Origin of the sequence: Limnobaculum parvum (genome assembly GCF_003096015.2) — a bacterium.
Taxonomy (GTDB): Bacteria; Pseudomonadota; Gammaproteobacteria; order Enterobacterales; family Enterobacteriaceae; genus Limnobaculum; species Limnobaculum parvum.
Window position 1 is genome coordinate 3,008,226 of the sequence record NZ_CP029185.2, and the last position, 24,410, is coordinate 3,032,635.

At 46.7% G+C, this 24,410-nt stretch carries 18 protein-coding genes; 12 read left to right on the forward strand and 6 right to left on the reverse strand.

Annotated elements, in window-relative coordinates; translation table 11 throughout:
- The first annotated feature begins 231 nt into the window (after positions 1 to 231).
- A complete protein-coding gene (locus HYN51_RS12520) occupies positions 232 to 852 on the forward strand; it encodes a helix-turn-helix domain-containing protein (RefSeq protein WP_108900335.1) in 621 nt (206 codons plus the stop codon).
- A 74-nt stretch (positions 853 to 926) separates the two neighbouring features.
- Here the strand turns inward: HYN51_RS12520 and HYN51_RS16745 are convergent, their stop codons facing one another.
- Together HYN51_RS16745 and HYN51_RS12530 are read right to left on the reverse strand one after the other, a co-directional pair.
- Positions 927 to 1,679 (reverse strand): C40 family peptidase, encoded by a 753-nt coding sequence (locus tag HYN51_RS16745; protein WP_108900336.1) that lies wholly within the window; start codon positions 1,677 to 1,679, stop codon positions 927 to 929.
- A 468-nt stretch (positions 1,680 to 2,147) separates the two neighbouring features.
- Entirely contained in the window at positions 2,148 to 3,503 is a 1,356-nt protein-coding gene (locus HYN51_RS12530) for an MFS transporter (RefSeq protein ID WP_108900337.1), read from the reverse strand.
- A gap of 759 nt (positions 3,504 to 4,262) precedes the next feature.
- On the opposite strand from HYN51_RS12530, the gene HYN51_RS12535 reads away from it, so the two are divergent.
- The 4 genes from HYN51_RS12535 to HYN51_RS12550 all read left to right on the forward strand — a co-directional run bounded on the left by HYN51_RS12535 (position 4,263) and on the right by HYN51_RS12550 (position 9,023).
- A complete protein-coding gene (locus HYN51_RS12535; RefSeq protein WP_108900338.1) occupies positions 4,263 to 4,586 on the forward strand; it encodes a hypothetical protein in 324 nt (107 codons plus the stop codon).
- 538 nt (positions 4,587 to 5,124) lie between these two features.
- Entirely contained in the window at positions 5,125 to 7,101 is a 1,977-nt protein-coding gene (locus HYN51_RS12540; protein WP_108900339.1) for a PTS mannitol transporter subunit IICBA, read from the forward strand.
- A gap of 133 nt (positions 7,102 to 7,234) precedes the next feature.
- Complete coding sequence (locus tag HYN51_RS12545; RefSeq protein WP_108900340.1) at positions 7,235 to 8,389, forward strand: mannitol-1-phosphate 5-dehydrogenase; 1,155 nt, start codon at positions 7,235 to 7,237, stop codon at positions 8,387 to 8,389.
- A gap of 97 nt (positions 8,390 to 8,486) precedes the next feature.
- On the forward strand, positions 8,487 to 9,023 hold the full coding sequence (locus HYN51_RS12550; protein ID WP_108900341.1) for an MltR family transcriptional regulator: 537 nt from the start codon (positions 8,487 to 8,489) through the stop codon (positions 9,021 to 9,023).
- A gap of 592 nt (positions 9,024 to 9,615) precedes the next feature.
- Here the strand turns inward: HYN51_RS12550 and HYN51_RS16715 are convergent.
- The 3 genes from HYN51_RS16715 to HYN51_RS12560 all read right to left on the reverse strand — a co-directional run bounded on the left by HYN51_RS16715 (position 9,616) and on the right by HYN51_RS12560 (position 12,664).
- Complete coding sequence (locus tag HYN51_RS16715) at positions 9,616 to 9,750, reverse strand: hypothetical protein (protein WP_268993522.1); 135 nt, start codon at positions 9,748 to 9,750, stop codon at positions 9,616 to 9,618.
- A protein-coding gene (locus tag HYN51_RS12555) for an IS3 family transposase (RefSeq protein WP_108899760.1) occupies positions 9,747 to 10,897 on the reverse strand; the annotation gives its coding sequence in 2 pieces (ribosomal slippage) (positions 9,747 to 10,642 and positions 10,642 to 10,897; 1,152 coding nt in all). Before HYN51_RS12555 ends, HYN51_RS16715 begins: the two co-directional genes overlap by 4 nt.
- A gap of 972 nt (positions 10,898 to 11,869) precedes the next feature.
- The gene (locus tag HYN51_RS12560; protein ID WP_108900342.1) at positions 11,870 to 12,664 is read right to left on the reverse strand and encodes a protein bax; all 795 of its coding nucleotides are present in this window, start codon (positions 12,662 to 12,664) and stop codon (positions 11,870 to 11,872) included.
- 528 nt (positions 12,665 to 13,192) lie between these two features.
- Here HYN51_RS12560 and HYN51_RS12565 point away from each other — a divergent pair.
- The 3 genes from HYN51_RS12565 to HYN51_RS12575 all read left to right on the forward strand — a co-directional run bounded on the left by HYN51_RS12565 (position 13,193) and on the right by HYN51_RS12575 (position 16,529).
- A complete protein-coding gene (locus HYN51_RS12565) occupies positions 13,193 to 14,464 on the forward strand; it encodes a nucleoside permease (protein ID WP_108900343.1) in 1,272 nt (423 codons plus the stop codon).
- Between the two features lie 78 nt (positions 14,465 to 14,542).
- The gene (locus tag HYN51_RS12570) at positions 14,543 to 15,562 is read left to right on the forward strand and encodes an ADP-ribosylglycohydrolase family protein (protein WP_192878489.1); all 1,020 of its coding nucleotides are present in this window, start codon (positions 14,543 to 14,545) and stop codon (positions 15,560 to 15,562) included.
- Positions 15,549 to 16,529: a PfkB family carbohydrate kinase gene (locus HYN51_RS12575; RefSeq protein ID WP_108900345.1), complete on the forward strand. Its 981-nt coding sequence runs from the start codon at positions 15,549 to 15,551 to the stop codon at positions 16,527 to 16,529. Before HYN51_RS12570 ends, HYN51_RS12575 begins: the two co-directional genes overlap by 14 nt.
- 308 nt (positions 16,530 to 16,837) lie before the next feature.
- On the opposite strand, the gene HYN51_RS12580 is transcribed toward HYN51_RS12575, so the two are convergent.
- Positions 16,838 to 17,584, reverse strand: a complete 747-nt coding sequence (locus HYN51_RS12580) for a GntR family transcriptional regulator (RefSeq protein WP_108902056.1) — start codon at positions 17,582 to 17,584, stop codon at positions 16,838 to 16,840.
- Between the two features lie 182 nt (positions 17,585 to 17,766).
- On the opposite strand from HYN51_RS12580, the gene HYN51_RS12585 reads away from it, so the two are divergent.
- From HYN51_RS12585 to acnA, 4 genes are all read left to right on the forward strand, one after another.
- On the forward strand, positions 17,767 to 18,330 hold the full coding sequence (locus HYN51_RS12585; RefSeq protein ID WP_108900346.1) for a hypothetical protein: 564 nt from the start codon (positions 17,767 to 17,769) through the stop codon (positions 18,328 to 18,330).
- Positions 18,331 to 18,457: 127 nt separating this feature from the next.
- Complete coding sequence (locus HYN51_RS12590) at positions 18,458 to 19,345, forward strand: SDR family NAD(P)-dependent oxidoreductase (RefSeq protein ID WP_230513976.1); 888 nt, start codon at positions 18,458 to 18,460, stop codon at positions 19,343 to 19,345.
- Entirely contained in the window at positions 19,338 to 20,876 is a 1,539-nt protein-coding gene (locus HYN51_RS12595) for an AMP-binding protein (RefSeq protein WP_108900347.1), read from the forward strand. The genes HYN51_RS12590 and HYN51_RS12595 overlap by 8 nt, the downstream gene beginning before the upstream one ends.
- Before the next feature lie 392 nt (positions 20,877 to 21,268).
- Positions 21,269 to 23,941, forward strand: coding sequence for an aconitate hydratase AcnA (acnA, locus tag HYN51_RS12600; RefSeq protein WP_108900348.1), 2,673 nt, complete (start codon positions 21,269 to 21,271; stop codon positions 23,939 to 23,941).
- Positions 23,942 to 24,410: the final 469 nt, after the last annotated feature.

Sequence of the window (24,410 nt, forward strand, 5' to 3'; positions counted from 1 at the left end):
TAACCTATTGAATATAAAATAAATTAATATAAAAACTCACACGTTTAAAAATTAATCACAGTACCAACACAGGAAAACATTTAGTCGCATTCTGTATAAAAATCGCTATCAATCTCCGCTTTACTGGGGTTTAATTTAAAAAATCATTACCATAACGAACATTATAGCTTGTTATCTCGCACTCTATTTTTGTCCTATAGTTTATAAAACTACCTGATTAGGTACACAACAATGTCCGATATACCGCCCAATATTAAAATGCACTTTCAGCTGTTAATAAATGCATTTGCTGAGAGTGATAAATTTGAAAAAATCACCATTAAGAAAGGCAGTAAATTTCTGATAACTGATAATATCTGCTGCATTCAGGAAGGGGTATTTTCTATTTATATGAATCAGGAAGACCGCTTGCTGACCTATGCTGAAGGCTATGCCATCTTCGGTTTGGTGAATACCTACACTCCCCCCACGCTCCGTTTATATATTAAGCCAACCCAAACCAGCACAATATATAATTTACCCGCAGAAGAAGGCCTAAAAATCATCAGAGAGAAAAATTTATATGAGTCAGTAAGCCATGTGCAAGCTTATAATATGACCAAATTTTTCCATATGTTTGAAAAAACCATCACACCTAACAACTATGCTTTTATTCGCACACTTCTTATGGATTTAAACCAAAACAGCGATGCGGTGAAAGCATCCGTGACGGTGGCATCTTATATTATTAAACGCTCCGGGCTGTCACGCAGCTATGTGATGCTGGTGCTGTCAGAATTGAGGAAAGGAGGCTATATCAACATGGAAGATGGTAAATTGACTTCGATAACTTCGTTGCCGGAAAGGTTCTAAACGCTCGGTCTATTGCCACGTTTTACTAACGTTTGTAGGCCTCGCGGTGTCTGGCACTCGCGAGGCTCAAGAGATTATCGTACCGCAGAAGGCAGCAACACCCGACGCGCACCAATATAGTGCTCCTGCCAGTAATCCTCATCTAATCGACTAATCTGAATATCTTTACCCGTGCGTGGTGCCTGTATAAATTCACCACCACCCAGATAAACACCTACGTGATCCGCATAGCCATAACCGCGACTATGGGTACGAAAGAAGACTAAATCACCACTGTGCAGTTGTTCTTTCTCTATTTCAATCGCCTGCTCCGCAGACATATGAAACATATTATTAGCCGTTCTTGGTAGTGTTGATTTCAGATGATCGCGATAGGCATAATTAATCAAACCGCTACAGTCAAATCCGGTGCTGGGAGATGTACCACCGTAGTGATAAGGTTTGCCCAATTGCTTCCTTAAGTTAGCAATCACCTCACGCTCAGCCGTCATCATGGTGTTTTTCTGAACGGTTGAGATTTGAGGGTGCATACCTTCGGTAATCTGTAACTTATTGATATTTTTCTGACGGAAAGGATTGATACCCGCGAGAATTTCTTGTTGTTCATCAGACTGCTGGTAAGCCTTACTGGCGTTATTTAATGAAACCCGTTTACGCTTGGTGTTGCTTTTTATAATCACATGGGCAGCCAACGGTGCTTTTTTACCGATTTTATGATGATTCGCTGCATTAGCATTAAAAGAGAGAAACAGCATAAAAATGCAGATACCGCCTCCAACAGAGGTGCGGAACAGGCTATAGAGTGCAGTGGGTATGATATGTTTCATAATAGTATGATTTAAATTTATATTTCTATCTCAAACTAAGAAGAGGAAAGTGGAATCATTCTATTCAGTTAAGTCGATTTTAAAATGCTTTTTTTGTAACTCAAACCTATAGAAAAATGACAAAATATTTCAAGCAGAAACAAGTTCAGAAAAAATGTGACATCTCCTGTGCGTCACTTATTAAGCCCATCCATTTTCCTTATCACAACGGATGCTCAGGCCTTAGCTATTCTCTTCATTTATTCACTTTTGATGAGAAATATTTAATACCATCCCATAAAGCGTTGTAATAATGTATTTTATAAAGACGTTAATCACGCCGTCGATACCTAAAACCAGCAACAGAAGAAGTCAAAATTAAAAAGCCTGAGTCCAGTGCAATACCGAACTCAGGCCCCATTCGACGATATTAAACTACCCAAGTTATCCGGGTCAGTTCCAATAACGTTTTTCTATTTACATCCCATCTTAATCAGCAATAACCGGTGAAGCGGAAATTGCGTCAGGCTGCTTTTTTGCTGTCCAACCTTTGTAAGCTAGGGGCAGGAAAGCAACCACGACAGCTAACAGGGAAACAATGCCTACATAGTAAGCGGGTGCCATAGCACTTTGCTGTAACCATGCACCGGTGATCATTGGCGTTAAGCCACCAAATACCGCGTAAGCCAGATTGTAGGCAAATGATAGACCGGAGAAACGAATAGCCGGCGGGAATGCACGAGCACCGACAATTGGCGTAGTTGCAATCGCACCCACAAACAGCCCCATCAAACCATAATTAAACATCAATTCACCTGCACCAATTTCTGGGTGCAATGAACTGTAAAAATGGTAGGCCGTTATTGCGAGACCACCCCAAGATACCGCCATACAAATACGTGTACCTAGCTTATCGCTGATCCAGCCCCAGAAAATACATCCCAGAGTCAGCATAAATGTCGCTACGCAGTTAGCTTCCAGCGAAATGGTTCTATCCACGTGATACATCTTCTCTACCACCACTGAAGGGGTCATCAGAATAGTGACCACAATCGCCGTAGACAGAGACCAAGTCAGAATCGCGGTAATCCCACAGGCTTGTTTATGGCTCTTAATCACGGTTTTAACCGGAAGTTCTTTCGCCAGTGCATGCTTCTCTGCCATCTCTTTAAAAATTGGCGTTTCTTGCAGGAATTTACGCAGGTACACCGAGATAAAACCGAATACACCACCCAAAATGAATGGAATACGCCATGCATATTCATTAATTTCTGCCGTGCTGTAGTTACGCTGAATCAAGATAGCCACAATCGAACCCAGCAGAATACCGCCGGTAATACCAGAGGTTAAGGTGCCAACACCTAAACCATAGCGCTGCTCAGGCGTATGCTCAGCAATAAATACCCATGCCCCCGGCATTTCACCGCCAATTGCCGCACCCTGTAGAATACGCATCAACAGCAGAAGAATAGGTGCCATCACGCCAATGGAAGCGTAGGTCGGAAGCAGACCAATGACCAACGTGGGTAACGCCATCAGGAAAATACTAAGAGTAAACATACGCTTACGACCGATCTTATCGCCGTAATGCGCCATAATAATCCCACCGAGCGGACGAGCCAGATAACCAGCAGCAAAAATACCCAGCGTTTTCATTTGGGCAAAAAATTCATTATCACCAGGGAAAAATAGATGAGTTAATGTTCCAGTAAAGAAAACAAAGATAACGAAATCATAAAACTCTAGGGTGCCACCAAGGGAGGATAACCCTAAGGTCTTATAATCATTCTTATTCAACGGTCGCGCTTTTGGCTGGCCAGTTATTGTGGGGGAAGATGCTGTCATTTGCTTGTAACCTGTTATCGAATTATTGTATTTGCGAAAATCTTGCCTAAAAATCTATTAATTAAATGTCCAAAAGTGACCAACGCGCACAGGTTCCGGAGCCGGAAAATAATTCAGGAATGCATATATCGTTCAGAGATATTCTGTCTCTGAAGGCACTCAATCCATTGATTCGCGGTCAGTACTGCGTAGCTTTATGAATGGTCACTCGATACTAGTTATAGCAGTAAATTCGATATACTGTAAACCACACAACTGAAAATAGGTCATCATGCTTTATTTATCAGCAAAATATAGAATATTTCACTGAATTATCCTTGTTTAAGAATGATTCATAACAAATAGCGTCAATTAAACCATTTATCGGAGGCAAAAAACACGCCGTTAAGCCCGCCATTGCAACACTTTGGTGAAAAATGTTAGCCAACGGTAAAGAGCAATATTCCCCAGACAGAAAATAAAATCAGCACACTGATTCTTAGGCCCAATCCGCTGATTATTTTACGTTCAAAACGGATGAAATATCGCCACCATCAAAGATCCACCCATTATTTTCTTATAGCGATAAATGAAAATCTTATTTATCAATTTAATTTTCTTCCTATCTAGTAGATAGCTATTTATTACCTAAATAGAGTTAGGTAATACATATTCTATAATATATTTAAGATCATCGTTTCACTATTCAGTGAAAAAAGCTATGATAAATGCGTGTTTTAAAATCTAATTAATTGATTTTAATAAAATGAGATAAACTTCATGGCTAAAGAAATAATAGTATGTGGCGTCAGCATTAAAGTAAAAAATAGCGTCAGCATATACAATCAAATTGCCTCATTGAATTTAGATCAATCTTTTTCCGCAATAATTGATTACCTTGATGAAGATTTGCTACAAATAGAGTTCAATAATGGCAATATTGTCGATATTGGTTGGTATCCCTCTTTTGATGAGCAAGGCGCATTCATTATCCATACCATTTCTGACAATAACTGGGATCAGCCCCACGCAAAATTTACTACTCGAAACAGTACCGACCTTATTACTCTGCTCAAACAGTCTATTACTATGGCATCAGCTTAATCATACAGCCGATTTCTTTTATCAGGTTGCCCCTGCAAGCTTCTGATTTTTCTTATTGATATCCCAGCCCTACTTACAACACACCATTACACCGCCCCGCTCAAAACAATTCGCCTAAAAACCAATACGTTGTAATTAAGTTACAGAAATAACAATACGCCATCGAAGCAGAGCGTTCGAAAAACAGCGTTACCCGTTGGAAAGGCGAGAAATGAAAAATACTTTGTGATTAAAGTCACATTTAATAAACAAAAGCCACAAACAAAATAGTGATTAACTTCACATAAAAATCACGAATTCAGGATTTTCTTTAACATTGTTACTTTATTACAGGTGTTTTTTGTGATCAATGTCACCAATAACCGTAGCGTGAGGGGGGGGGATAAGTGATAAGCATCACAAAATCCGCTCGGGATACGCGAGATAAAAATGTCGTGATAGAGTCGGCCTGCATTGAAATTGATTGACGGTTTTTGGCGAAACCGTCCCGACTACTACTACGCGCACCAGTATCTGCGCGCACCTCGAGGGGTGTTTTATGTTATCACCAAATATAAAGGTCAAGGTACAGAATTTTGGCCGCTTCCTCAGCAACATGGTGATGCCCAATATCGGCGCATTCATTGCCTGGGGGCTGATTACCGCTCTGTTTATTCGAACCGGTTGGCTACCGAACGATACATTAGCCAAACTGGTTGGCCCAATGATTACCTATTTGCTACCGCTGTTAATCGGCTATACCGGCGGGCGTCTGGTTGGCGACGAGCGCGGCGGCGTGGTGGGTGCGATAACCACAATGGGTGTCGTTATCGGTGCTGATATGCCGATGTTCCTGGGTGCCATGATCGTAGGGCCGTTAGGGGGTTATGCCATTCGCCGTTTTGACCGCTGGGTTGACGGTAAAATCAAAAGCGGTTTTGAGATGTTAGTGAATAACTTCTCTGCCGGCATTATTGGTATGTTATTAGCTATTCTGGCCTTTATGGCAATCGGCCCGCTGGTTGAATCGCTGTCTAAGATACTGGCTGCCGGGGTTAACATTATGGTGCAGAACAACCTGCTGCCGTTAACCTCTATTTTTGTTGAACCGGCAAAAATTCTATTCCTGAATAATGCCATCAACCACGGAATTTTCTCTCCGCTAGGCATTCAGCAGGCGACAGAGACCGGCAAATCCATCTTCTTCCTAATTGAAGCTAACCCAGGGCCAGGGCTTGGGGTTCTGCTGGCCTATATGTTCTTTGGTAAAGGGAGTGCGAAGCTGTCTGCACCGGGTGCCGTGATCATCCACTTCTTTGGTGGTATCCATGAGATCTACTTCCCCTATGTGTTAATGAACCCGCGTTTGATTATCGCGGTGATTTTGGGCGGAATGACCGGTGTATTTACCCTAACGCTGTTTAATGCAGGACTGGTTTCTCCCGCGTCTCCCGGCTCTATTTTTGCCGTGCTGCTGATGACACCCAAGTCATCGTTAATCGGTGTGGTTCTGTCGATTCTGACTTCGGGTATTGTCTCGTTCTTGGCTTCCGCCGTGATGCTCAAGCGTGTACCTGCGGGGGAAGAAGAAGATAATGGCCTCGCAGATGCCACTCGCCGTATGCAAGGCATGAAACAACAATCCAAAGGTAATAAAGCACAAGGCGGTGCAGCCCAACCAACCATGCATAAAAGCGATATGGTAAAAGACTTAAGCTATGTACGCACCATTATGGTTGCCTGCGATGCGGGTATGGGTTCCAGTGCTATGGGCGCTGGCGTATTACGCAAAAAAGTAAAAGATGCCGGGCTCAATCATATTACTGTTGCCAACTGTGCGATTAACAGCCTGCCAGACGGTGTCGATATGGTTATCACCCATCAAGACCTCACGCGCCGGGCTATGGATCATGCCCCCCATGCCATACACATCTCGCTGAAAAACTTTCTCGACGGCCAGCTCTACAATGACTTAGCGGCCCGCCTGCTGGCAGCTAAACATCCGCAAGCGGCTAACGACAGTAAACTCATTACTCAAACCTTTGTCGCCGCTAACGATGACCATTTTGATCCCGCCAATCAGGAAGAAAATCTGTTTGAGCTGAGTGCCAACAACATCTTCCTTAATCTACAAGCTGACAATAAAGAGCAAGCGATTCGCTTTGCCGGTCAGATGTTGGTTAATGGTGGCTACGTAGAGCCCGACTATATCGACGCGATGCTGGCCCGTGAAGCCTTAACCTCAACCTATCTTGGAGAATCCATTGCCGTTCCACACGGTACCGTAGAAGCCAAAGATCGCGTACTGCGTACTGGCGTAGTGATTTGTCAATATCCACAAGGCGTCTGCTTTGGTGATACACCGGACGAAATAGCCCGTCTGGTGATTGGTATCGCGGCGCGTAATAACCAACATATTCAGGTGATTACACGCTTAACCAACGCGTTGGATGATGACGGCATTATTGAACGTTTGGCACAAACCAGCAGCGTACAGGAAGTATTAGACCTGCTGGCCGGTGAGCAGGCCGCGTAATAGTACGTATTGCAAAGTATCTACTGCCGCAGCCAGCCGTCTAGCTGCTGATACTTTGTCATTAGGGGCTGGTCCCCCAGCCCCTGTTTTTTTTACGGTTTAGGTTTGAACACAGAATATTAAGGTTAACTTTATGAAAGCAATACACTTTGGTGCAGGCAATATCGGGCGCGGGTTTATCGGTAAACTATTGGCCGATGCTCAGGCCGAGCTCACCTTTGCCGACGTTAATCAACCGTTGGTTGATCAACTGGCACATCAGCAAAGCTATCAAGTTAATGTCGTTGGTCAAGATGCCAGAATAGAGAAAGTCAGCCGCATCAGCGCAATTCACAGCGCCAGCCCGGATGCCATCCGCCAAATAGCTCAGGCAGATATCATTACCACCGCCGTCGGCCCACAGGTGCTAGAAAAAATCGCAGGTACACTGGCACAAGGATTGATTGCTCGCTATCAACAGGGCAATCACCAGCCGTTAAACATCATAGCCTGTGAAAATATGGTGCGAGGCACCAGCCAGCTTAAACAGCATGTGATGCTGCAAATCCCGGAAGAGATGCAGAAGTGGATGGAGCAGAATATTGGTTTTGTGGATTCCGCCGTAGACCGTATTGTCCCGCCTAGCGAAGCGGCAAACGATCCGCTGGATGTCACGGTAGAAACCTTCAGCGAATGGATTGTAGACAGCACTCAGTTTAAAGGGGCGTTGCCGCACATTGAAGGCATGGAGCCTACCGCCAATTTGATGGCCTATATAGAACGTAAGTTGTTTACCTTAAATACCGGACATGCCATCACCGCCTATTTAGGCCAGTTGGCTGGCTACAAAACTATCCGTGACGCGATCCTCAATCCGGATATCCGCCAGAAAGTAAGCGCCGCCATGAAAGAGAGCGGTGCCGTGTTGATTCGGCGTTACGCATTCGATCCTGAGCAACATGCCGCCTACATTGATAAGATCCTCAGCCGTTTTGAGAATCCCTATTTGCATGACGACGTTGAACGAGTCGGCCGCCAACCTTTGCGTAAGCTAAGTGAAGGGGATCGGTTAATTAAACCGCTTCGTGGTACGCTGGAGTATGGTTTACCTCATCAAAATTTACTGCTTGGTATTGCTGCTGCTTTAAGCTATCGCAGTGATCAAGATCCCCAAGCGCAAGAGCTGGCAGCCATGCTGGCGTCGAAGGGAATTGAACAAACCCTGCTAGACGTTTGTCACCTTGAGGATCAACCCGAGGTTGTGGCTCAAATAACAAATGTGTATAACACCATGCAGCGTCAGGCTTAGCAGATGCCTGTATAATGTAAGTATGCACTTTTATGTAACAACATCAGGCAGCAATGTCTGCTATTCAGGTAAAAAGCTTTAGCTGGCAAAGTAAACTATGGCAACGATGGAAGAGACACAGGTATTTGAAAACCGCATTCTGGAACGTTTGAATGCCAGATTAACGGTCAAAGGCTTTATCGAGGCTGCTGTCAGCCTGTTAGCCGATGCCGTCGATCTGTTGATCCTGCAGGTATTCCGCAAAGATGACTATGCCGTTAAGTATGCAGTTGAACCGTTGTTGGAGGGCTCAGGCCCTCTGGCCGCGCTTCCGGTACGCCTGAAGCTGATTTATGCCCTTGGCGTCATCACTCGCGATGAGTATGAAGATGTCGAGCTATTACTGGCGCTGAATAATGAACTGCTGAATATTCAGGATAATCTCAGCTTTACCGATGATGAAGTGCTGGGTCCGCTGCATATGCTGCACGGCATCACCCTGCCCCCACCTCCGGTGCTAAACCTGCCGGAAGAGGTGATTGATGACAAGCTGGTGGATATGCAGCTTCAGCGGTATCAGCAGGCTATTCGATCGACGTTAGTTTTGTATATTACGGATTTGTTGTCGCGGTTGGGGCATAAGAAAGCTTTTTAGATGATCTATTTCTGCTACTGTGGCGATTCCGGCCGTAAATACGATGTTGCGTATATCACCATCGTGCTCGGCCGGTAGACCGTCTGTACGTTGCTCTGGTGCGTCTACCTAGGCGCGCTCCGGCAGCCTCTCCCTCCGATTAGCATCGTTTACTATTAGCCTCGGTGGCGATTCCGGCCGTAAATACGATATTGCATATATCACCATTGTGCTCGGCCGGTAGACCGTCTGTACTTGAGTGCAGAGTGCGTCGGGCCTAGCCGGGCTACGGGCAGTTATGAAACACCTTGCGGGCCAGCGCTAGCGCTGTTCAAACAGGCTTTCGCCTGTTTGTCGTTGGCTTACGCCAAGTCGACCCCCACGGCAACCTCTCCCTCCGATTAGCAATACTAACTGTCAGTCAGGTGATTCATTCAGGTATTTATTTTTTTATATTTTGCCCTTTGCCCTTTGCCCTTTGCCCTTTGCCCTTTGCCCTTTGCCCTTTAGGTTAAAGCATCCGAATGTTGCCGAAGGAAGACCAGAGGCAGCACGAGCCGCATGGATGCGGCGAGAGGCATAGCGACGCCGGGAGCGGCTCTATGCCGGTGCGTTAAGCCGCTGGGCTGACTGAGGTTGCCGCCGCAATGCGACGGTCAACAATCGGCTGCGCAGGCGCGGGGAGTGCAGAGGGGCGTTCGCCCCAATGCCCCTTTGCTCGACGCAAACACCACCGTGTAGTGGTCAAGTATTCCCGGACTCCAACTTAAGTTGTTCTGCAATCATTGGCGGTAATCCACCATTAAAAGCATGTGGTCGCCTTTGATTATAATATTCTAACAAGTAACGGCTTATATCTGATTTCGCTTGCATCAGATTGTGATAACCCGTTTCCGGAACCCATTCTGTTTTTAAACTTCTGAACAAGCGTTCTGTCGGCGCATTATCCCAACAGTTACCCCGACGACTCATACTTTGCGTTATCTGATAACGCCACAACCTTTGTCTGAAGGCCCGTGCTGTGTACTGGCAACCCTGATCTGAGTGGAGCATCACTCCTTTAGGTTTGCCACGATGTTGCCAGGCCATATCCAGAGCTTTAATCGCTAACCCTGCATCCGCTTTATCTGATAAAGCATAACCAATAACCTTTCGGGCATATAAATCAAGTACCACTGCAAGGTAAATCCAGCACCCAGACCAGATATAAGTAATGTCGCTCGTCCATACCTGATTAGGTCTGGACGGGATAAAATCACGACCCAGTATATTACTTATCTCCGGACGTTCTATTGTCACAGGCTTATAGCGATGTGAACCCGGCTGTTTACTTTGTAACTGCGCTTCTGCCATCAGTCGTCTCACTTTAAAGCGACCAATCACTATCTTTTCCTGACGCAGCATGCCAACAATAGTTCGACTACCGGCTGAGCCCCGACTCTGTTTAAAAAGACTGACAACATGCTGACGAAGCCGCCCCCGCTCCTTATTCACCGTTCTGGATTGGGTGTCATAGAAAGTCGATTTGGAGATATCAAATAATGAGCAGAGCAGCCGGGTTGAGTAACGCTCACTTAATTGGGCTGTCAGCTCATATTTTTGAATTCGTCCGACATTAAGAGAGCGGTAGCCTTTTTTAAAATTTCCTTTTCTAATTCAAGGTGTTTTATTCGTTTCTCCAGAGCCTGAATACGTTGTTGCTCCGCGGTTAAGGCTTGGGTAGTTGGAGTGACACCTTGCTGCTCATATTTCAGTTGTCTTACCCAGCGACGCATCGCTGTTTCACCAACCCCCATTGCTCTGCAAGCTTCAGTCGTGCTATAGCCATGCTCAACAACCAGTGCAGCTGCTTCACGTTTAAACTCTGGGGTAAAATGTCGACGTTCTTTTATCATTATTCACCTCTCTTGATGGTTTGAGTTTACCACCTTAATTGGTGTCCGAGTTTATTAGACCACTACACCGTCGAGATAAACACTGAACCAAAGGCGGCGAAACTTACACCACCCCAAACCATTCAAAAAGCAGCGGTCAACAATCGGCTGCGCTGGCGCGGGGAGTGCAGAGGGGCGTTCGCCCCAATGCCCCTCTGCTCGACGCAAACACCACCGTCGAGATAAACACTGAACCAAAGGCGGCGAAACTTACACCACCCCAGACCATTCAAAAAGCGACGGCCAACAATCGGCTGCGCTGGCGCGGGGAGTGCAGAGGGGCGTTCGCCCCAATGCCCCTCTGCTCGACGCAAACACCACCGTCGAGATAAACACTGAACCAAAGGCGGCGAAACTTACACCACCCCAGACCATTCAAAAAGCGGCGGTCAACAATCGGCTGCGCAGGCGCGGGGAGTGCAGAGGGGCGTTCACCCCAATGCCCCTTTGCTCGACGCAAACACCACCGTCGAGATAAACACTGAACCAAAAGCGGCGAAACTTACACCACCCCAGACCATTCAAAAAGCGGCGGTCAACAATCGGCTGCGCAGGCGCGGGGAGTGCAGAGGGGCGTTCGCCCCAATGCCCCTTTGCTCGGCGCAAACACCACCGTTGAGATAAACACTGAACCAAAGGCGGCGAAACTTACACCACCCCAGACCATTCAAAAAGCGGCGGTCAACAATCGGCTGCGCTGGCGCGGGGAGTGCAGAGGGGCGTTCGCCCCAATGCCCCTCTGCTCGACGCAAACACCACCGTCGAGATAAACACTGAACCAAAGGCGGCGAAACTTACACCACCCCAGACCATTCAAAAAGCGGCGAAACTCACACCGGACTCAACAACACCAGCACAAATCCCCACCTTTCCCCCATAAAAAAACCGGACAAATGACTTGTCCGGTTTTTACATTTCTAAACATCTACTAACCTATGATTCACCGTCAGAGACGAGGCTCGATGCGCTTTGCACCTGCTGGATCAACTCTTCATTGTGGTCCAACATTTTGCGTAGAAACTGGTTATACGACGAGCCTCGTTCAGAGTAGCGTCCCAGTTTATTCACTAAGTGCTCAGCCGTCACGGTATCGCCCTGACTTCTCAGCGCCGCCCGTGAATCACGCAGTTTATCGTAGGCTGCATGGGTGTTCATATTTAACAAATAGGCGGTGACGGAATCATCTACAGAGTTGTAGGACGAATATCCTTTTACTCCACCTTTGCTATTACAGTCTTTATTACCGCAGCGCATACCAAACAAATTATTGTTGGTCTGTGCCAGCTTAGAGGTTCCCCAACCTGACTCTGTTGCTGCCTGAGCAACCACTAAATGAGTCGGCAAAACATCAACGCGTTTTAACAGCTCATCCCACTTCACCTTCTTGGGATTTGAGGTGCATGTCATACGATAACGACTACAAACCTGCTGTAACTTCGCGATGTCCTGTGAGCTCCAGCTCTGGGATGAACGCTTTTTTAATAGCCACTCGCGTTCCTGGCGAATTTGACTGTTTTGTTGATCAATAATAGGTACAACTGCATTAAGAAATGCTTTTTTCCGCTGAGTGCCGGAAGGGTATTTTCGCAAATCAGGTAGGCTGTCAAGCTTATCATTGAGAGAATACTCTTGATGATTCATTGTCCCTGTTGATGCCCAACTGACCGATGAACTCACACTCAAAAAGAAAAACGCTGAACCTATTATCTTTAAAACAAGTGAAGGCATAAAAACTCCAAAACTAGTTCACAAAATAATCAGATTTCGATTTAAGAGGGTCGATGATGCAGGAATAAATTGAAAGTAGCAAGTTGTAACAAAAAACGATTATCTCACCAAAATATCAATTCGACGTGTAATGTTTGGATATAAAAGCACTTTTTCAGCATGAGATGTTACCGATGGCGGTAAAGAATCGACCCAATGTTGGCGGAGGTTGTACAATTCTACGATTCACCTATGGGTTATCCCACGACTTCATTCCTGCTCAGGCCTTTTAACCGTCAAAAAACCTTTAAGATATATTGACTTATTTCCCTCGAATTTGAACCACTCTTTCAGCAATACTCCCGATGATACTGTGAGTATTAATATCAAAGAATTTATCGCTAACGAAAGAATAGCGGCCTGTGTACGACCTCCAACAATGTTATCTGGTTCAAGGTTTTCATATAAAGGTATTGTAAAGGTATTATCAAGTGGTATTGTCGTGGCAAGCGAAAACAACCCTACCCAATATCGTGAAAGGACTGAAGCATGAATAAAACAATAGCAAAACTCTCATTCATGATGTTCATTGAATGGTTTATATGGGGAGCCTGGTTTGTCCCCCTGTGGCTTTTCCTGAATTCAAGTGGATTTACCCCTACTGAGATTGGCTGGTCTTATGCCTGTACAGCGATTGCGGCCATTCTCTCCCCTATTTTGGTTGGTTCCATTACTGACCGCTTTTTTGCGGCTCAGAAAGTACTGGCCATATTAATGTTTGCCGGAGCCATACTGATGTGGCTGGCAGCACAACAAACTCAGTTCAACACCTTCTTCCCACTGCTGTTGGCCTATTCATTAACCTATATGCCAACCATCGCGTTAACCAACAGCATTGCGTTCTCCAATGTGGATGATGTGGAACGCCAGTTTCCTCGCATTCGGGTAATGGGCACTATCGGTTGGATCGCCTCTGGCTTGGTGTGTGGTTTCTTACCCGGAATGCTGGGCTATGGCGATATCTCCGCCAGCAATATTCCGTTGTTAATTACCGCTGCCAGCTCTGCGCTGCTGGGCGTATTTGCTCTGATGCTGCCAAATACGCCACCGAAGAGTACCGGTAAGATGAGTATGAAAGTCATGCTGGGACTGGATGCCCTCGTGCTGTTGAAAGACCGCAACTTTCTGGTGTTCTTCTTCTGTTCATTCCTGTTTGCGATGCCGCTGGCTTTCTACTATATCTTTGCTAATGGCTATCTGACGGAAGTGGGTATGAAGAATGCCACCGGTTGGATGACCTTGGGCCAGTTTTCTGAAATCTTCTTTATGCTAGCGCTGCCATTCTTTACCAAACGCTTCGGTATCAAAAAGGTCCTGTTACTTGGCCTGATTACTGCGGCGATTCGCTATGGCTTCTTCGTCTATGGTGGTGCAGACCATGTCTTCACCTATGGTCTGCTATTCCTCGGTATTTTGCTGCACGGCGTTAGCTACGACTTCTACTATGTTACCGCTTATATTTATGTAGATAAAAAAGCACCGATACATATGCGCACCGCCGCACAAGGGCTAATTACCCTCTGCTGCCAAGGCTTTGGCAGCCTGTTAGGTTATCGTCTGGGCGGTCAAATGATGGAGAAGATGTTTGCCTACGCTGAGCCAGTTAACGGACAGACATTTAACTGGGCGGGTATGTGGGGTTTTGGTGCCATCATGATCGTGATGATTACCCTCCTGTTTATGCTGTTCTTTAGAGAATCCGACGGCGAAATCAAAACTGTTGCGGTAACACTGCAAGACGCTAAATCAGCCGAAGCATAATCGTTATGTTTTATCCACCGCGGTCTTCCATCAGTGAATTCCGCGGTACAGCAATAAAGTCACTATTAAGGATTTATGATGAATAAAGAGAACCGCATTTTAGGCGCCTTCTATGGCCAGGCTTTGGGCGATGCGATGGGGATGCCCTCGGAGTTGTGGCCTCGTTCTCGGGTCAAATCCTACTTTGGCTGGATAGATCGCTTTTTACCGGGTCCGGCAGAAAATAACGCCGCCTGCTATTTTAACACCGCCGAATTTACCGATGACACCTCAATGGCTCTGGCGCTAGCGGATGCCATTATTGAGTGCAAAGGGGAAATTGAACCCGCGGTTATCGGCCGTAATATTATGCGTTGGGCAGAGAAGTTCGATGCCTTTAATAAGAATGTGCTAGGGCCGACGTCCAAAATTGCGTTGAATGCCATTAAGCAAGGTACCCCCATTGAACAGTTAGAGAATAATGGCGTTACCAACGGTGCGGCAATGCGGGTTTCTCCTCTTGGCTGCCTACTGCCAGTTCACTCACTGGATGATTTTATCGCCGATGTAGCAAAAGCGTCCAGCCCAACCCACAAATCTGATGTGGCGATTGCCGGTGCCGTGGCAATTGCTTGGGCGATCTCTAAAGCTATCGATGGTGTTAGTTGGTCGCAAATTTGCGATCGGCTTCCTGATGTTGCCAAAGCAGCACAGGAAAAGCATATCACGACCTTTAGCGCTTCAATGGCAGCCAGAATCGAGCTGGCGTTACACACAGCCAGACAAGCCGAAGACGTTGAGCAAGGAATGGAACAGATTTACCATTTGGTGGGAGCCGGTACCAGCACCATTGAGTCAGTACCTGCCGCCATCGCGATGGTTGAACTGGCACAAACCGATCCTAACCGCTGCGCCATTCTATGTGCTAACCTCGGCGGCGATACGGATACCATTGGCGCAATGGCAACGGCAATTTGCGGAGCCTTACACGGAATTGAACGCATTGACCCGCAGCTAAAACAGCAGTTGGATCAGGCCAATCAGTTAGATTTTACCCGCTACAGCCAAGCCTTTATCCAGCTTCGCCATCAGAGGGAGTCCGCTTATGCACGCCGCTGAACTTAAAAGCCGACTTCCATCGTTAACCAATCAACGCCCCATCTGCGTCATTGGTGCTGCGGTGATCGATGTGATTGCCGATGCCTACTCACTGCCCCATCGGGGCAGTGATATTGAACTGCATCAGCAAGGTGTCAATGTGGGTGGCTGTGCGCTGAACATCGCCATCACCCTGCATCGATTAGGGCTCACCTCCCTTAATGCCTTGCCGATGGGCCAAGGGATCTGGGCCGATATCATCCGTAAAACGCTGGGTGAAAAAGGCATCGTTTCAGCACTCGAAACCGACAAAGGCGATAACGGCTGGTGTCTGGCATTGGTCGAACCCGACGGTGAACGCACCTTCCTGTCCGTGAGTGGCGTAGAAAACCAGTGGGACAGACAAACTCTGAATAGCCTTAAACTACAGCCTGATACATTGATCTATCTCTCAGGCTATCAATTAGCCTCCGCCACCGGCGAAGTGTTAATTGACTGGCTGGAATCATTAGAAACCGGCATGGCGCTTTTCATCGATTTTGGTCCACGTATTGAAGATATATCAGAGCAGCAATTAGCTCGCCTGATGGCCCTCAAGCCAATGGTCTCTCTCAACCGCCAAGAAGCCGAACTGATGGATGCCAGAATAGCCGGTCATACCTCCGTTCTGAGTGCGGATACGTTGGCTGAAGATTGGTACAGCCGTTATGGCTGTCCATTAATCATTCGGGTCGATAAAGAAGGTGCCTGTTACCACGACGGTAAACAAAAAGGCTGGGCCAAACCCTTCCCTGCTCAGGTAGTCGACACCATCGGCGCAGGCGATAGCCACGCCGGCGGAGTCCTCGCCGCCCTCTCCTCTGGTTGGTCACTGGCTGATGCCGTCACACTGGGTAATGCGGTGGCTTCTTACGTCGTCAGCCACCGCGGCGGCGACTGCGCGCCATCGGTCAGTGAGTTATCGGAATATCTAGATCGGCACATTTAAGTTCTGAATCTTTAAGTCCTTGGCCTTCCGTTCTTGCTCTTTGGTTATTGGCCTTTGCCCTTATCAAAGAGTACTGGAATTCAGCCGACAACTGAGAAGTGCTGGCCCAAAGGGCCGAGCCTCATGGATGAGGCGAGTACTCCGGCTCTGCGCCGCTGCGTAAGCCCGAACGAAGGCGGAGGGAAGTCACCTAAGCGACCTGAATTCGTGTGCGAAAGCGCGGGATTGTCAAGAGGGCTCGGCCACGTGCACCACTGCTAATTCACACACAACACTACTGGTGGATGAAATCTTCTCAAGACCAAAAACTATTCTTCAGAAACAAAAACATACATATCACTACGACACAAATTAATACTATACTCAATCGGTCGGTTCAAATGGTCAAACGCCAGTTGCTTAATCACCAACACCGGTACGGCATCATCCAGTTTAATATGTGACTGAAACTCAACATCCGGCATACGGGCGCTAACTTTGCTTTTAGTTCGCTGAGGAATTATGTTCTGGCTGCGGAAGTAGTCATACAGCGACATACCAATATCATCGGCATTGTTAATCAACGCCACCGGAACATAGGACTCTTCGATAGAAACCGGGTCTTCATCCACGTAACGAATCCGCTTTAGCATAAAGACCTGACTGCCAGCCGAAATTTTTAACTGCTCGGCGACGTCATCAGGACAGTTCACGATGCTTTTATTAATCCACAGGGTATTTGGCGTTTTTCCCCGCAACGCCACCTGCTGAGAGAAACCCTTGGCTTCTTTCAATGAATATTCAAACTTATCGTTGATTTGGGTACCAAAACCGCGGGAGCGAATAACGACCCCTTGTTCATCCAGCATCTCCATGGCTTTGCGCACCGTAATTCGAGACACCCCGGTTAACTGACTTAAGTCGCGTTCCCCCGGTAGAATATTTCCCGGTGGCAATATGCCAGTACGCACTGCCATTTTGACCGTTTCAGCAAACTTCAGGTATAGCGGCGTATTATCTGACTCTGCAATACGCTCACAGAGTTGTTTAATCAGCGTCGAGTGTGTGTCATTCATCTCAGTTAGCCCACAATAAGCAATTGAAAAATAATAAGTTGCTATTTTTTCAGTTGAAGTCATTCCATTATACCCACTCTGATTTTATCGGCATGCTTTTATTCACACCATCGCCCCCTGATTGAGAAAATGGTTTCATCGTGCTATTTCTGTCAGCCTATGGGATATTGTCAGGGAACGCTATGGAACTGGATGAGATATGGGGATGCCGGGTATTGGGTACCGATAAGCCGCGTTTCTATACTGACTGGGCGGAACAGCAATTAGCCAATGGCTCGGAATCTGAAGCTATATTGATATTGGCAAGTCTAGGGCTTGATCAACAGTTAGACCGTCAGGAAGTTGAGTTTTATTTTCAACGCTATATAGAAAATATTGGAATTACATCGTCGTCTCCAGCTATCAGCCTAACCAACTATGCAAAAGTGCTGTGTCACAAAATTATTTCATCAACTATTTCTCCCGAAGAGGGAGTACATCTTCTTTCTGAATTCAATGGTAAGACGGAAGAACATTCTCCTGCCTATATTATATGGAGTGACCTAGAAGAGGAGTTAACCCGATTTGAAATGGGAGAAGGATACTATTGTTGGTATGCCATAACTGCTGAAAATAAAAACTCATATATCATTGATACTGCAAAACAATTTCCAATTTTATTGGAATCAAAACTGCCTGATAATTTTTTGATATGTCTTATTGTCCCCAATGTACCTGTGCCGGAATACCGGAGAAAAAGCGGATAACTAAATCCGAGGCGATTAAAAAAGCACTCCACATCGTATTCAATCTTGATTATGTCACTGTTCAGGTATGCCCTCGCTGTCACTCTGAAGAACTCATTTCTATGCGGCTTTATCGGGGCAGAGAGTTATGGCTAAAAACCAATCAGCAACCGAGCGTGAATTTATGAATATATCTTCTGCCACATTAACCAAATACCTACTCTTCCCCTACCGCCAACCGGATAAATCCGCGTTAAACCGCTACCTGAAAAATAAAACGATTCTAATTACCGGTGCCAGCTACGGCATAGGCGAGGCGGTAGTGGAGATGTTGGCGGACAGTCCGGTTAAATTGATTCTGGTTGCCCGCACCGCAGAAATGCTACAACAGATTCAACAACGTCTCACATCACACTCCGCTGACTGCCATATTTTTCCCTGCGACTTAACCAATGAACAGCAGTGTACCGAACTACTCCATCAGCTACAGCAACATGGCAATATCGATATTTTTATAAACAACGCGGGAAAATCTATCTGCCGTCCGCTGATGGATTCATTGGATCGACTGCATGATTTTCAACGTACCATCCGTTTGAACTACCTTGCTCCGGTTCAGATCTGCCTTAGTTTGATACCGCAGCTACAAAAATCTCAAGGGCAGATTATTAATGTATCAGCCCTGAATGTGCTGCTGGCACCAACGCCTTACTGGGCAGCGTATCAGGCATCAAAAACCGCGTTTGACCAATGGCTGCGCTGTGCTGAACCGGAATTAAGACTGGCGAAAATAACCGTCTCTTCTATCTACTTTCCACTGGTCAAAACCCGCATGATAGCCCCAGTATATGCGGATAAACCAGTTCCAGCCTTATCGACTGAACAGGCGGCAGAAATCATCTGTCGCGCATTGCTCACTCGCAAACCGTGCATCCGCCCTTGGTGGGCACTGTTCGCTCAGGTGGCTTCGGTTATTTTTCATCGGCTATGGGCAGGCTGTTGTCGTTATTATTTAAAACGAAAATCAGATGAATAAGTTTCAGTTATTACGCAATACCGGTTTATTGTCGTTTAGAGGCGTATCTGCCTTGGTCGCTTCCATTAGGGCGAACGGTATTAGTTTGATGGCACTACTAGGCTATAGTGCCCGACGCTATCCTGAACGCAAGGCAGTTCAGGATGAAAATCAGTCGTTAAACTATCAACAGCTATATCAGCAATCCCGGGCAGTCGCTGGTTCCCTTATGACTCAACATCAGATTGCCTCGGGCCAGCAAGTGGCAATTATCTGTCGTAACCATACATCGCTGCTTAAAGCATTATTCGCCAGCTCCGCTAGCGGAGCGGATATTTGTTTGATCAACAGTGAAATTAGCCCCCAGCAATTAGCTTCGTTTATTCACCAGCATCAGTTTCACTTAATTATTCATGATCCTGAACTACATCTTCTGATTCAACAGGCAGGTTATGATGGTCAATGTCTACCCGTCGTTCATGATACCGAGCCATCCATCGAGTCATATAGCCAAATGCCCGTCAGACCCGTAGCTAAAATCACCTATGGTCCGGGAAACATTGTGGTGCTGACCGGCGGCACCGGTGGTGAATTTAAACAGGCGGCACGTAAGCCCTCTCTGTTTGCCTTTATTAATCCACTAATGGCCCTATTGGATAAATTGAAGCTGGATCAATACCGTTCTTTATATATTGCCACGCCGATCTATCATGGGTTTGGTCTAGCAACGTTATGTATCGCTACCCTACTGGGTTCGGCTATCTATTTGACGCGCCGTTTTGAAGCACAAGACGCGGCTGAACTGATAAAACAGCAGCAAATAGAGGTCGTCACCTTGGTTCCCCTGATGCTGAGCCGGATGCTGCATGGTTATCCAACACGGTTAAAATCACTGCACTGTATTATTTCTGGGGGAGCGCCCCTTCCACCAACGCTGGTTAGCGAAACGCAAACCCTGCTGGGTAAACGACTATTCAACCTGTACGGCACTTCAGAAGCAGGGATCTGTACCATCGCGACGCCAAACGATCTGGCCTATGCGGCAGATACCATTGGATTACCCATTGATGGTTTAACCATCTGCCTGTGCGATACCGCCACGAGCCAGTTGATTACCCGTGATAACACCGTTGGTTTGTTGCAGGTTCAATGCCGATGGGCGGCCCAACAAACCGACGACTTGGTAGCGACCGGTGACCTCGCTTTTCGTGACGCCAACGGCTACTACTTTCTCAACGGCCGCCGCGATGACATGATTGTTTCCGGTGGCGAAAATATCTACCCCATTGAGCTGGAAAAGGCGCTGGCTGAACATCCGGCAGTCAGGGAGTGCGTGGCAATTGGCGTTGAGGATAAAGAATTTGGTCAGCGGTTAAAGGCATTTGTCGTTACCGAACCCCATGAGGATATTGATGCCCCACGGTTAATGCAATGGCTAAAACCGCGCGTTGCCCGCTACCAGATGCCTGTCAGTATCGAGCTTATCGAGGAAATCCCGCTGACGGCAGTGGGCAAACCCGATACCAAAAAGTTAACTCACTTATCACGTTAACCATTTACAGAAAACATCGGGGATAACCGTCGATAATGCAGTAACGTCATCAAATGGATGCGATTATCTGGTTTATTCTATAATAACATTCGGTTTACCTATGACAGAAGAGATTGGGAGACGGTAAGTCAACACTCACCTTTAACGATTCCCACTAAAAATACGTCTGGCCCGACCCGGCGATCCGCTTCTCATAACCAGCTCCCCCACAACATTCCCCCAGATTCCCATGCGTCAGTATTGCTGCCTATCCCATTCCTCACCCCATCGAACTTTACAAATGTTAATCAAATGTTGTGAAATATTTGTGATATCTTTAATACAACCAAGCAGCACTTCAAAAATAACGACTGGCAGAGATGCCGGTAATATCGGTAATTAATGGAGGAGCTATGTCATCTGATCTACGTCAACAATGCCTTGATACCCTAACGGTCGGCCAACAGAAATATCATTATTACAGCCTGTTGAAAGCCGCAGCTCAATTAGGCAATATTGAACGCCTGCCTAAATCGCTTAAAGTTTTATTAGAGAATCTACTGCGCTTTATCGATGGCGACACGGTACAGGAAGCAGACTTAGCTGAGCTGGTTAAGTGGTTGGAAAGCGGCCATACCGATCGCGAAATCGCCTACCGCCCGGCGCGGGTATTAATGCAAGATTTTACCGGCGTTCCGGCCATCGTCGATTTGGCTGCCATGCGCGAAGCCGTTCAGCGCCTTGGCGGTGATGCCAGTAAAGTCAACCCGCTCTCACCTGCCGATTTGGTCATTGACCACTCGGTCACGGTGGATGATTACGCCAATTCGCACGCCTTTACTACTAACGTCATGCTCGAAATGCAACGAAATCACGAACGCTATGCCTTCTTGCGTTGGGGGCAAAAAGCCTTCAGTCGATTCCGTGTAGTGCCTCCGGGCACCGGTATTTGCCATCAGGTCAACTTAGAATATCTGGGACAAACGGTCTGGCAGGAGCAGCAGGATGACAAACTGATGGTCTATCCAGATACGTTGGTAGGTACTGACTCCCATACCACCATGATTAACGGATTGGGTATTCTGGGCTGGGGCGTTGGCGGCATTGAAGCAGAAGCCGCCATGTTAGGCCAGCCGGTTTCGATGCTGATCCCTGATGTGGTTGGTTTCAAAATGATCGGGCAACTTCGGGAAGGCATTACCGCTACCGATCTGGTACTGACCGTAACCCAAATGCTGCGTCAGCACGGTGTTGTGGGGAAATTCGTTGAATTTTATGGCGATGGACTGGCGCGCCTAACGCTGGCGGACCGCGCAACCATCGGTAATATGTCGCCAGAATTTGGCGCCACCTGCGGTTTCTTCCCGGTTGATGAAGAGACATTGCGTTATATGCGTTTGTCTAGTCGCAGCGAACAGCAAATAGCGCTGGTTGAAGCCTACTGTAAAGCACAAGGGCTATGGCGCTATCCTGGTGATGAACCGGTATTTACCAGCACCTTGTCTCTGGACTTGTCGACGGTGGAGGCCAGCCTAGCTGGCCCTAAACGCCCTCAAGACAGAGTCACATTGAGCGGTGTTAAGCAGGCTTTTGAAGCCTACACGCAGTTGGACACCTCCGCACGAACACCGCGTATCGAACAGATGCCCGTCACGCTGAAAGAAAGCGCCTTTGCGCTGAAACAAGGGGCGGTGGCTATCGCCGCCATCACGTCCTGCACCAATACCTCCAACCCTGGCGTTATGCTGGCAGCAGGACTACTGGCTAAAAAAGCCGTCGAGAAAGGCTTACAGCGTCAGCCGTGGGTAAAATCATCTCTGGCTCCCGGCTCTAAAGTCGTTACCGATTATCTGAATGCGGCAGGACTAACCCCCTATCTGGAAACGCTGGGATTCAATCTGGTTGGCTATGGCTGTACCACCTGCATCGGTAACTCTGGGCCACTGTTAGCACCGATTGAAGAGGCTATCAAACAGGGAGATTTAACTGTTGGTGCCGTGCTATCCGGTAACCGTAACTTTGAAGGTCGAATTCACCCTCTGGTTAAAACTAACTGGTTAGCTTCTCCACCGCTGGTGGTCGCTTATGCGCTGGCAGGCAACATGAATGTTGATTTATCTCGGGATCCGCTGGGGTATGATAAGCAAGGATATCCAGTCTATCTGAAAGATATCTGGCCTTCTTCCCATGAAATTGCTCAGGCCGTTGAAGGGGTTACCGCAGCCATGTTCCGAAAAGAATATGCGGAAGTGTTTAATGGTGATGAAGAGTGGCAATCAATCAAGATTGAAGCGTCACAAACCTATCACTGGCAGGAGGATTCGACCTATATTCGTCATCCCCCTTTCTTTACCACCATGCAAGCGACACCAGAAGCGGTACAAGACATTCATCATGCCCGCATTTTGGCTCTGCTGGGAGATTCCGTCACCACTGACCATATTTCTCCGGCGGGTAATATTAAGGCCAATAGCCCGGCGGGAATTTATCTCAATAATCACGGTATTGAAGCTAAAGATTTCAACTCTTACGGCTCACGCAGGGGTAATCATGAAGTGATGATGCGCGGTACGTTTGCCAATATCCGTATTCGTAATGAGATGGTTCCCGGTGTCGAGGGTGGCTTTACGCGTTACGTTCCCACCAAAGAAATACTGCCTATTTACGATGCCGCAATGCGTTACCAGCAAGACAATGTACCGCTGGCAGTGATCGTGGGTAAAGAGTATGGCTCCGGTTCCAGCCGCGATTGGGCGGCAAAAGGCCCAATGCTGCTGGGGGTTCGCGTAGTGATTGCTGAATCCTTTGAGCGTATCCATCGCTCTAATCTGATTGGCATGGGCATTTTACCACTGGAGTTTGCGCCAGGGATCACCCGAAAATCTCTGGGTTTAACCGGTGATGAAACCATTACCGTGACCCAGTTGGCAGCGCTGCAACCGGGCCAAACCGTCACCATCATTATCACTCACGCTGATGGTCACCATCACATCATTAATACCCGTTGCCGTATCGATACAGGTAATGAGCTAACCTACTACCAGAACGGCGGTATTTTGCATTATGTGATCAGAAAAATGTTGTAACGACAAAAATCATAAATGACACGCGCAACAGGGATGTTGCTTCAAACGCTGCCCTATCAGTTAAAATGTAAGCCAACTATTCCAGCCATCCAATAAAATAGTCACCAAGCAAATTATTAACACGCTTTGAAAGCACATCCTTTTAGAAAAACTTCTACTTAGAAATCGACCCACCCATTAAAAACATAAATAAAAATACAAATACTGCACATTAAAGCCAGCACCAATACCTTAGAACACCATCAATGAAATAGCGTGATTATAATTTTGAAACGATGTTTCATATTTACAAACAAAATATAGTTTGTATGACTCAGATCACAGCTAACCACCATCATAATTAGCTAGGATTACAGCAACAAAAACGGAGATGCAAATCTAGACGAAAATAAAATTTAAAATAATTACTTTATTATCAATGAAATAATTTTATTGAATATTAAATACCGCAGAGCCGTTAACCCATTTT